Source organism: Pseudomonas sp. GM21 (assembly GCF_000282215.1).
GTDB lineage: Bacteria > Pseudomonadota > Gammaproteobacteria > Pseudomonadales > Pseudomonadaceae > Aquipseudomonas.
In genome coordinates this window covers 1-10,596 of the sequence record NZ_AKJS01000166.1, presented here as the reverse complement: position 1 = coordinate 10,596, position 10,596 = coordinate 1, and the positions used below count along the sequence as shown (strand labels likewise).

Genomic DNA, 10,596 nt, shown 5'->3' with positions numbered 1-10,596 from the left:
CTGCTACGCAGCCGAACGCAGGCTTCGCCAGCTGCTACGGATCGCGTTATGGCTTAACTGATCGGCATTACGCCCTGTGCGGGCATTTTTCGCACATCTCAATTAATTATTCCATTCCTGCCGCCACACCTCGAAACATAGCGCAATTTATTGAAGCTTTGAGTCTCAATCGTTCAATGGAGCTCTTGCTCTTCGATGAATACTCTTACCGCGCCACAACAACTTAATTAATAAACACGCGCAAAATACAGGGATGTCATGAATAAGCCATTAATCAACATAAGCCCACATCACTTGCTCGGCTTTTGCCTCGCAATAACATTATTCGAACTACTGACTTACATGGCCAGCGACATGATTATGCCGGCGATGTTGACTGTCACTGATGAACTGAATGCCAGTGCGCGGCACGTTCCTTTTGCCTTCAATCTGTATTTGGCGGGGGGCATACTTTTACAATGGCTTATCGGTCCACTCTCCGATCACTTCGGCCGCCGCAAGATGTTACTCCTCGGTTGTGCGTTATTTGCCGTGGCCAGTAGCGCGGCCTTCAGTGCGAAAAACATTTATATGTTCAACGTATTACGTCTGATACAGGGCATGGGACTGGGGTTTGTTATTGCCGTCAGCTACCCGGCCTTGCAAGAAGTGTTCTGCGAAGCCGACGCGGTAAAAATCATGGCGCTGCTGGGGAACGTTGCCCTGCTTTCTCCCCTTCTTGGGCCATTGCTTGGCAGCCTGTTGCTGGAGTGGCTGAGCTGGCGGGAGCTGTTTTTACTGCTGGGTATCGGCGCCTTGATGGTCTGGGCAGGGCTTTACATGTTCATGCCGGAAACCGTGGGGACGTTGCGCCATGACGGTCAGCGCCTGATGGCGGTACCGTTTGAATGGCGCGGCACCGTACGCCGTTACACCGCGTTGATCACCAACCCGCGATTCCTGAGCGCCACCGTCGCGCTGGGGGTGATGAGCCTGCCATTGATTGCCTGGATCGGGCTGGCGCCGTTGTTACTGATGCAAAACCTGGGATTTTCTGCGCTTGAGTACGGCCTGTGGCAAATCCCGGTGTTTGCCGCTGTCATTGTTGGCAACCTGATACTCAACCGACTGATCGCCAACACTGAGCTGCCACTATTGATTCGATACGCGCTCTGGCCGTTATGCGGTGGGCTCGTAGCATTGGTCACCCTCAGCGTCTGTGGCGCCTCGACGCCTTTGTTGATCGCATGCCTGGGGCTTTACGCCGTCGGCCTTGGCATGAGCAATGCCGCGCTGTATCGCCTTGCGCTGTTTACCAGCGATGACAGTAAAGGTCTGGTCTCGGCCATGATCGGCATGATCTCGATCGTTGTCATGGGTGGCGGCGGTTCGATTCTCGCGGCTGCCGGTGCCGGCAACAGCCATGAATCCTTCTCCCTGATGGCGGGTATTGCAGGGCTCTTGTGCCTGCTTCCCTTGCGCTTTTTTCTGCGACACAAGCCTGCCGCGCTTGCCGTCTGATCCCTGAGCAGAGGTCCTTTGATGATCCACTTACCCCACACTGATGCGCTTTGCGCGTTAGCGAAACCCTATTGCCTGGATTCGGTACCCGACGGCCTGTTCGATCGGGCGATGCGTGAAATCAGCCTGTTCCATTTGCAGCACACGCCGGGCTATGAACCCTGGCTACACGCCAATGGGCTTGATGCCAAGGCGCTGGAGGCGATGGATGACTGGTCAAGACTGCCGCCGATTTTCGCCCATTATTTCAAGCGCCGTCTGTTGTCGAGTCCTTCGGGCGAAGGTGCGTTGGAGCTGACATCGTCCGGCACCAGCGGTCAGAAAAGTCGCATGCGCTATGACACGCGCAGCATGGCCGCCGCGCAAGGCATGGTCAGCCACATTTTCCGGTACTTCGGCTGGGACACCCCCGACAGCCCCTGCAACTACCTGCTGCTGAGCTATGAACCCGAAGCGGCCATTAGCCTGGGGACCGCCTACACCGATCAGTTTCTGTGCAGTTATGCGCCGGTGAATCGAGTCGCCTACGGGCTGCGCCTGACCGGCAAAGGCCACGCCTTCGACCTGTTTGGGGTTGTCCGCGCCTTGCAGGAATTCGCCGAAGAAGACTTGCCCGTGCGCATTCTCGGATTTCCAGCGTTTCTGTCCCAGGTGTTACAGCACATGGACGACACGAGCCTTGCAGACCTCAAGCTGCCGGCCGAGTCATTGGTGTTTCTCGGAGGCGGCTGGAAAACCCAGGCGGCACAAGAGATTCCGCTGTCGCAGTTGTATCAACGCATCCACCGTCAATTGGGGATCGCGCTGTCGCGCTGCCGGGATGGCTATGGCGCCGTGGAGCACGCCGTGCCTTACATCCAGTGTGCTCAACAGCACTTTCATGTGCCGATTTATTCGAAGATTTTCGTACGCAATCCCGCCGATTTCAGCGTCCAGCCCTATGGCCGGCGTGGCTTGCTGGAGTTCGTCTCCCCGTACATTTCTTCAAGCCCGGCGCATGCCGTGGTGATGGGTGACCTGGCGACGCTGCACCCCGGCGCCACCTGCGGGTGCGGCCTGGCAACCGACTGGTTTGAACTGCATGGACGCGCCGGAACCACCGCCAGCCGAAGCTGCGCGATGGCCGCGTCCGAACTGATTGAAGGGGCATGACATGTACTTGATCAATGGCCAACTGCGCGACGATGTCACGCTTGAGGCAACCCTTGAAGGGCTGCATCAACAACTGCCACGGCTGCTGAATGCACCGATCGACAGCGATACCGTGATCGAAACCGCCGCGCGCTTTGCTGTGCAATTGCAGGCAAACAGACTCGATCTACCGCTCGATGATGAACAACGCCAGGGGCTGATCGACTTTTGCCAGCGCAGCACCCTCAGCACCAAGCTTGAGCGCGAACTGGGCGTGCAACCCCGCTCGCTACGGCGTATCGACTACCAGCAAGCACGCTTTGAAAGCTGGCACCCGCTGGGACTGGTTGTGCATGTGACGCCCGGCAATGCGCCGTTGCTGGCGTTCTGCGCGGTCGTTGAAAGCCTGCTGGCCGGCAACGTCAACTGGCTTCGCCCCAGCTCCAGCGATGAAGGATTGACCGCGCGGTTACTCGCGGCCCTCGTGCAGTGCGACACCAGCGAGACGCTGGCCGATTTCATTGCGGTGCTGCCCGTCAACACCGCACAGATCCCTAAACTCTGTGCTTACGCCGATGGCGTATCGGCCTGGGGCGGCGAACAGGCGCTTAAAGTCATTCGTCAGCACATCCCGGCCGGATGTCGGTGGATCGATTGGGGCCACCGAATCAGTTTCGCCTATCTGTCGCCGGAGGCGGCCACAATGTCAACGCTTGATGCGTTGGTGGATGAGGTCTGCAGTCTGGACCAACAAGCCTGCTCCAGCCCGCAATGGTTGCTGGTCGACAGTGACGATCCGGCGGTTTTGCAAGACCTGGGGGAGCGACTGGCCGAGTCGTTCAAACGCCGCGCCAACCAGTGGCCGGCGCTGGCCCCAAGCGATCAGGAAGCCTCGGAAATCACCACCCGCAGCGCCATGGCGCGACTGGATCAGTGCTTTGCGAACGAGGCCGGCCAGGTCTGGACCGGCGCCGGATGGCGAATTATCTGGGAGCACCATCAAACACTGGCGCCGTCTCCGCTATTTCGTACTCTGCTGCTCAAACCCGTACCACACCCCCTGATCGCCCAGACACTCCTGCCGTGGCGTAACGTGCTGCAAAGCTGCGCGTTGATCTGTTCGGCGACACAAACGCCGCAATTGGTGCGCACCCTGGTCAACGCGGGAGTCACGCGCATTGCGCCCTGCGGGTCAATTCATGACGGCTACGCCGGTGAGCCGCATGACGGTGTTTACGCATTGGCGCGCCTGAGTCGCCGCCTCTCGGTGAGTCTGGCGCCGAATGCGGTGGCTGGCCGGGCAACCCTCGACGCGCTACCCGCCGCGCCTGATACACGCCTGGCGCCGATCATGGATAAAACCGCCTTCATGACACAGCCCATCAGTGCCACGGCACAGCTGTATTTCCGTTCGGGGGGAAGCAGCGGCACGCCAGCGCTGGCAGGGTTCAGTTATCGCGACTTCCAACGGCAGATGCGCGCGGCGGCCGATGGTCTGTTCGCCGCCGGCCTCGACCCTGCGACAGACCGGGTGATGAACCTGTTTTACGGCGGCAGCTTGTACGGCGGGTTTTCCAGTTTTACCAAGGTACTTGAGCAGATGGCTGTGACTCATTTCCCCATGGGGGCACCGCCGAATGACGACTTCAGCGAAATAGCGCAAATGATCGCCGACCACCGCGTCACTGTATTGATCGGCATGCCCAGTACCTTGCACCGCCTGTTCTACGACGAGCAAGAGCGTCTTCGCACTTATGGCGGCATCCACAAGGTGTTCCTCGGTGGCGAACATCCGGCACAGGCCAGCCTGCGCCTGATGGAAAGCTGTGGCGTATCGCAGATTCGCTCGGCGATCTATGGCTCGGTAGACGCCGGCCCTCTTGGGCATGCCTGCTCGGCGACGGCCAACGGGGAGTTTCATTTGATGTGCGATACCCAGCATCTGGAAATCGTACAGATGGACCAGGATGTACCGGTTCAGGCTGATGAAGTCGGTCGTTTGCTGTTCACTTCCCGGGCACGGCAAGGCCAGGACGTGCGCCGGTATGATGTGGGCGATACCGGTCGCTGGGTTCCCGGCCCCTGCCCCTGTGGACTCGACTCGCCGCGATTCGAACTGCTGCAACGCCACGGCAAGCTGCTGCGGGTAGGCACGGAATTCATTTCGCCAACAGCGCTACAGGAGAGTGTCGGCAGTCCGATTCAGCTGCTTCTGGACCATGCGCCGAACGGTTTGGAACGGCTGCGGGTTTTCGTCAGTTCAGACAGTGGCAACGTTCGCCAATCCCTGTTGACCGATAAAGCCTTGTCTAGCGCCGTGAACAATTTATTTTTAACGGTGGAAGTTCACCCGTGCGCGGAATCCGATTTCAAAAGAAATGCACACAGCGGTAAAACCCCATTGGTTATCGATCACCGAGTACAAATAGTCCGCTAATCAGATACACCTCGTCTTTTAACCGCGACATGCCTGATAAAAAAGAGAATCCCGTGAGTACCCTTTATTCGCTTGAACAATTTTTGCCTTATATAAGGCAACACTCGAACTTCTATCGCAAACAGCTGCAACACTTTCCGGCACAAGGTACCACTTTAAAAGATCTACCCATCACCAGCGTGATTGATTATTGGACAGACAGTAACGACTTGAATCATTGGCCGGTACTGACGGGGCAAATCGATAACGGCTTGGTATTTAAAACCGGCGGATCGACCAGCCACGGAAAGCTCAGTGTTTATACGTGCAATGAATGGCTCACACTCGTGAGTACATTCGGCGACAGTGTTGCTTCTCAATTGGAGGATGGTGACCGTGTCGCCAATCTGTTTTTTTCCGGCGATCTTTACGCCAGCTTTGTGTTCATTCATGGCTCACTGGCGCACGTCAAAAAGCCCATCTGTGAGTTCCCGTTCACCGGCAATGTCGACATGGACGTGTTGGCCGATGCGATTGATCAGCACCGGATCAACGTGCTGGTTGGCGTACCGGCGCAGTTGTTGCGATTCGCCGCCTACCTGCACCAGCATCAGCGCGTGCTGCTGGAAGTTGAAACGTTGCTGTACGGCGGCGAAAGCCTGTTCCCCGCGCAAATAGTCATTCTCCAGACGGTGTTTCCCAATGTGCGCATTGCCTCCATCGGCTACGCCAGTGTTGATGCCGGCCTGATCGGCGCCAGCAGTCGTGATTGCGCCCTGGGTGAGCACCGGGCGTTTGAACCCTACACGTTGCTGGAAATCGTCGATGAGTTCACCGGCGAAGTCATAGAAGACTGTGATCGCACGGGTTTGCTGGTCGTCACCAACCTGACTCGCCGGCTCATGCCGCTGCTGCGTTATCCAGTGGGCGACCGCGCTTGCTGGCGTGAACCGAGCACCGCACCGAAGCGCAAATTCGCGCTCAAGGGACGCAGCGCCCACAGCCAGCGGGTGCGGGTGGGTTCACTGTCGTTACTAATCGACGAAATCCTGCTGATCGTGCAGCGCATCGCTCACACCGATCAATGGCAGTTGTTGATCGAGCAAGAGGGACACAAAGACATCGTGACTGTGAAGTGGGTGCCTGACACGTCATCAACCGCCACCGCCCCCGTCTGCAGCGCGTTGCATGAAGCGCTGGCCATGCACTATCCCGGCATTGGGCAACTGAGTCGAGAGGGGCTGCTGGAGTTGCGTGTGCTGCCTTGCGCGGCCACCGATTTGCAACTTCACCCGCGATCCGGCAAGCAGATGCGCGTCCTGGACTTGCGTGTGTATGACACGCCTTCAATGGAGCGTGCGTGATGTCGAACCTAGTTTATCGTCGCTACCAGCCGGGTGATGCCCACGCTGTGAGCCAATTGTTTCGCGTGGTCTACGGGGATCATTACGTTCAACCGGATGTTTATCTGCCGAACATGATCAGCCAGCACAATGCCGATGGCCGCTGGACATCGATGCTGGCAGTAGACGGCCAACGCGTTCTTGGGCATGCCGCGTTGTGCAAGGACCCGCTGGCGGATACCCCGGAACTGGCCCTCAGCGTTGTCCATCCTGCCGCACAAAGGCAAAGTATCGCGACGAACCTGAGTCGGGAGTTGCTGATGCAGGCGGGTTCGCTGGGGTTCAACAGTGTCTTGATCAAACAGGTCACCCACCATCCCTACACACAACGCATGGCGCAAAGCATTGGCTTTCACAGCACGGGATTGCTCCCCGACTACGTACCGTCGCCTTTCTGCGAGTCGCTGCCGGAAACCATCGTGATCGGTTGTCAGGTGGCCCAAGGCACTTCGCGCGCGCTGCCTGACATTCAGTGGCCCGAGAGTTGCCGCAGCTTGATGCAGCGCTTGAGCACTGTGTTCGGGACTTCTCGGACCGAGTCATCGCCGCTCTCGATACCGGTACACATCCGGCAGCACCATCATCGTTATGCCATCGTCGTTCACCGCTTGAACGAGCGACTGCTGGACCAGCTCTCGGGGTTACCCGGTCGTTGGCTGATCTCGGTCAAACTCGCAATGTCGCGGCACTTTGCCGAAGACTTGCACCGTCTGACAGGGCACGGCTTCACCTTCACCGGATTGATGCCTGCGCACCGCAACTGTGGCTGGTTCGCCCTGTTTCATCGGGGCGCGCAGCGGCGCAGCCTCAACCTGCATTGCCCTGACATGCAACAGTTGCACGATGACGTGCAGCGCAACATCAGGGCACTGGACAGCACTCGATCAGCCGCTTGAATCCTTTGTGAAGTCATGAAGTTGCTCGACCGCTAGCAACAGCGCCTGGCCCGTTCTCCGACCTGAATGGGCCAACGGACCCGCTATGGCAGAGCGCGTTGTGGCGAGGGGGCTTGTAAAATTTAGAAACAACCTCCTCCCTCGCCCTAAGCTAAACGGGTCAGAATGCCCATTTTTAATCGCCACCCGAATCGAGATTCCTCATGCGAACCCACCTGCGTCTGGCCGCCCTGAGCGCCCTTCTGATCTCCTCCCTGGCCCAGGCCGCCGACCTGATTCCCATCGAAGTCCACCGCGACGCCAACTGCGGCTGCTGCAAAAAATGGATCAGCCACCTCGAAGCCAATGGCTTCAAGGTAGACGACCGTGTCGAAACCAACATGAGCGAATTCAAGCAACAGCACGGCGTGCCGCCGCGTCTGGCTTCGTGCCATACCGCCGTGATCAACGGCAAGTTTGTCGAAGGTCATGTCCCGGCAGACCAGGTGTTGGCCCTGAGCAAACGTGACGACCTGCTCGGTGTTGCCGCGCCGGGCATGCCCATGGGCTCGCCCGGGATGGAAATGGACGGCATGAGCGATGCCTACCAAGTGATCGGCCTGAAAAAAGACGGTACTGATGTGGTAGTGGCGGACTACCCCGCCCATTGATGTTCGGTGCTTACTTCGGGCTGTTCTTCGCCGCGTTCGGTGCGGCGACGTTGTTGCCGTTGCAGTCCGAAGCGGTGCTGGTGGGGTTGTTGCTCAGCGACGAGTATTGGCTCTGGTCGCTGCTGGCCGTTGCCACGCTGGGCAACGTGCTCGGTTCGCTGGTGAACTGGTGGCTGGGACGCGGCCTCGAACGGTTTCGCGACCGGCGCTGGTTTCCGGTCAGCCCAAGTCATCTGGAACAAGCGCGAAAGCATTATCAGCGCTATGGCCATTGGTCTTTACTACTGAGTTGGGTGCCGATCATCGGCGACCCGCTGACGCTGGTGGCCGGCGTCATGCGCGAACCCTTGGGACGATTCCTGCTGATCGTGACCCTGGCCAAGGGTGCTCGTTATGGCGTGCTGGCCATGGTCACGCTGGGCTGGATGGGTTGAACGATCATGCACGGCGATTGCCTGTGTTTAATGCCGCCCTAATCATGCCGATCCAGCATCGGCCGGTTTCCTACGGAGTTCATCTATGCCCCTTGCCTTCTCCCGCTGGTTGCCCAGCCTTTTGCTGACCGCCGCTCTGCCCTTCGTCGCCCACGCCGAAGGGCCGGAATATGGCCCTGAACTACAGGGCTTCGAATACCCCTACACCGTCAAACACTTTGCCTTTGATTCCCAGGGTAAATCCCTGCAAATGGGTTACATGGACGTCGCCGCCCATGGCAAGGCCAACGGCCGCAGCGTCGTGCTGATGCATGGCAAGAATTTCTGCGGCGCGACCTGGGAAAGCTCGATCAAAGCCCTCAGCGAGGCCGGTTATCGAGTCATCGCCCCGGACCAAATCGGTTTCTGCACCTCCAGCAAGCCTGACCACTATCAGTACAGCTTCCAGCAACTGGCGACCAACACCCAGCAGCTGCTCAAGGCCCTCGGCATTCAGAAGGCCAGCATTCTCGGTCACTCCACCGGCGGCATGCTCGCCACCCGGTACGCGTTGCAATACCCCGAGCAAGTCGAACAACTGGCGCTGGTCAATCCCATTGGCCTGGAAGACTGGAAAGCCCTCGGCGTGCCCTACCGCACCGTCGATCAATGGTACGAGCGCGAACTCAAACTCAACGCCGACGGCATCCGCACCTATGAACGCAACACCTATTACGGTGGTCGCTGGAAGCCGGAATTCGAGCGTTGGGTCGACATGCTGGCCGGCCTGAACAAGGGCCCGGGGCATACGCAAGTCGCGTGGAACTCGGCGCTGATCTACGACATGATCTTCACCCAACCGGTGTATTACGAATTCAAAGACCTGAAGATGCCGACGCTGTTGCTGATCGGAACGTCCGATACCACGGCGATCGGCAGTGACATTGCCTCGCCCGAGGTCAAGGGCAAACTCGGTCATTACAACGTGCTGGGCAAGGACGTGGCAAAACTGATTCCGCAGTCGACCCTGGTCGAATTCCCCGGCATGGGCCACGCGCCGCAAATGGAAGAACCGGCGCAATTCCACAAGGCCTTGCTCGACTGGCTGAACAAAACCAACCCGGTTCATTGATGAGGTAAGGCTGATGGCGGTGCAGATTGCGGTGATCGATGACTGGCAGGACGTCGCGCGCGACGTGGTGGACTGGTCGACGCTGGAGAGCATTGGCGAGGTGAGTTTTGTGCACGACTACCCGGCCGACAATGAAACCCTGGCCAAGCGTATGGGCAGCGTTGAGGTGATCTGCGTGATGCGTGAACGCACCCGGTTCGATGAGGACCTGTTGCGCCGGTTGCCAAACCTCAAGCTGCTGGTCACCGGCGGCATGCGCAATGCGGCGCTGGATTTCAAAGCGGCCGCTGCGTTGGGGATTCAAGTCTGCGGCACCGACAGCTACAAACACGCTGCGCCGGAACTGACCTGGGCGCTGATCATGGCCGCCACCCGCAACCTCGTCGTCGAAGCCAACGCCTTGCGCGCCGGCCAATGGCAGCAAGGACTCGGCGGGGATTTACACGGCAAAACCCTGGCGATCCTAGGGCTCGGCAGTATCGGCAAGCGCGTCGCGCAATTCGGGCAAGTGTTCGGCATGCGGGTGATTGCCTGGAGCGAAAACCTGACCAGCGACGCGGCTGCCGAAGTCGGCGTGACCTATGTCAGCAAGCAGGAATTGTTCGAACAGGCCGACGTGCTGTCGGTGCATCTGGTGCTCAGTGAGCGCAGCCGTGGCTTGGTCGACGCCCAGGCGCTGGGCTGGATGAAACCCACGGCGCAGCTGGTCAACACCGCCCGTGGGCCGATTGTGGATGAGGCGGCGCTGGTCAAGGCGCTGCAAAAGAATCGCTTGGCCGGGGCGGCCCTGGATGTGTTTGAAGTGGAGCCGTTGCCTGAACATCATCCGTTCAGGACGCTGGAGAATGTGCTCGCGACGCCGCATGTCGGGTACGTGAGCCAGCAGAACTACCAGCTGTTTTTTTCGCAGATGGTCGAGGATATTCAGGGGTGGTCAGCGGGAAAACCGATTCGGGTTCTGTCCTGATACCGAGTCATCGTTCTTCGCGGGCAAGCCCTAATGCCAGTCAGTTAAGCGATAACACGAACCGTAGCAGCTGGCGAAGCCTGCGTTC

10 protein-coding genes are annotated in these 10,596 nt (G+C 58.8%); all 10 read left to right on the top strand.

Annotation, left to right across the window (positions count from 1 at the left end):
• Nucleotides 1-227 (top strand): hypothetical protein (locus PMI22_RS32180; RefSeq protein WP_238543983.1); only part of this gene is annotated, 227 nt, incomplete at its 5' end.
• Nucleotides 228-258: 31 nt separating this feature from the next.
• The gene (locus PMI22_RS03745; protein ID WP_007948621.1) at nt 259-1,500 is read left to right on the top strand and encodes an MdfA family multidrug efflux MFS transporter; all 1,242 of its coding nucleotides are present in this window, start codon (nt 259-261) and stop codon (nt 1,498-1,500) included.
• A gap of 21 nt (nt 1,501-1,521) precedes the next feature.
• A complete protein-coding gene (locus PMI22_RS03750) occupies nt 1,522-2,652 on the top strand; it encodes a LuxE/PaaK family acyltransferase (RefSeq protein WP_007948620.1) in 1,131 nt (376 codons plus the stop codon).
• 1 nt (nt 2,653) lies between these two features.
• Nucleotides 2,654-5,068: an acyl-CoA reductase gene (locus PMI22_RS03755; protein ID WP_007948618.1), complete on the top strand. Its 2,415-nt coding sequence runs from the start codon at nt 2,654-2,656 to the stop codon at nt 5,066-5,068.
• 53 nt (nt 5,069-5,121) lie between these two features.
• Entirely contained in the window at nt 5,122-6,411 is a 1,290-nt protein-coding gene (locus tag PMI22_RS03760; protein WP_033049701.1) for an AMP-binding protein, read from the top strand.
• Nucleotides 6,411-7,346 (top strand): GNAT family N-acetyltransferase, encoded by a 936-nt coding sequence (locus PMI22_RS03765; protein ID WP_007948616.1) that lies wholly within the window; start codon nt 6,411-6,413, stop codon nt 7,344-7,346. The genes PMI22_RS03760 and PMI22_RS03765 overlap by 1 nt, the downstream gene beginning before the upstream one ends.
• 203 nt (nt 7,347-7,549) lie before the next feature.
• Entirely contained in the window at nt 7,550-7,996 is a 447-nt protein-coding gene (locus tag PMI22_RS03770; RefSeq protein WP_007948615.1) for a DUF411 domain-containing protein, read from the top strand.
• Nucleotides 7,996-8,430 (top strand): YqaA family protein, encoded by a 435-nt coding sequence (locus PMI22_RS03775; RefSeq protein ID WP_007948614.1) that lies wholly within the window; start codon nt 7,996-7,998, stop codon nt 8,428-8,430. Before PMI22_RS03770 ends, PMI22_RS03775 begins: the two co-directional genes overlap by 1 nt.
• Nucleotides 8,431-8,515: 85 nt before the next feature.
• Nucleotides 8,516-9,541: an alpha/beta fold hydrolase gene (locus tag PMI22_RS03780; RefSeq protein WP_007948613.1), complete on the top strand. Its 1,026-nt coding sequence runs from the start codon at nt 8,516-8,518 to the stop codon at nt 9,539-9,541.
• A gap of 13 nt (nt 9,542-9,554) precedes the next feature.
• A complete protein-coding gene (locus PMI22_RS03785) occupies nt 9,555-10,508 on the top strand; it encodes a D-2-hydroxyacid dehydrogenase family protein (protein ID WP_007948612.1) in 954 nt (317 codons plus the stop codon).
• Nucleotides 10,509-10,596: the final 88 nt, after the last annotated feature.

Bases quoted from the DNA above. Each gene is read 5' to 3' on its own strand.
- PMI22_RS03745 (WP_007948621.1), top strand. From the start codon at position 259: ATGAATAAGCCATTAATCAACATAAGCCCACATCACTTGCTCGGCTTT.
- PMI22_RS03750 (WP_007948620.1), top strand. From the start codon at position 1,522: ATGATCCACTTACCCCACACTGATGCGCTTTGCGCGTTAGCGAAACCC.
- PMI22_RS03755 (WP_007948618.1), top strand. From the start codon at position 2,654: ATGTACTTGATCAATGGCCAACTGCGCGACGATGTCACGCTTGAGGCA.
- PMI22_RS03765 (WP_007948616.1), top strand. From the start codon at position 6,411: ATGTCGAACCTAGTTTATCGTCGCTACCAGCCGGGTGATGCCCACGCT.
- PMI22_RS03770 (WP_007948615.1), top strand. From the start codon at position 7,550: ATGCGAACCCACCTGCGTCTGGCCGCCCTGAGCGCCCTTCTGATCTCC.
- PMI22_RS03775 (WP_007948614.1), top strand. From the start codon at position 7,996: ATGTTCGGTGCTTACTTCGGGCTGTTCTTCGCCGCGTTCGGTGCGGCG.
- PMI22_RS03780 (WP_007948613.1), top strand. From the start codon at position 8,516: ATGCCCCTTGCCTTCTCCCGCTGGTTGCCCAGCCTTTTGCTGACCGCC.
- PMI22_RS03785 (WP_007948612.1), top strand. From the start codon at position 9,555: ATGGCGGTGCAGATTGCGGTGATCGATGACTGGCAGGACGTCGCGCGC.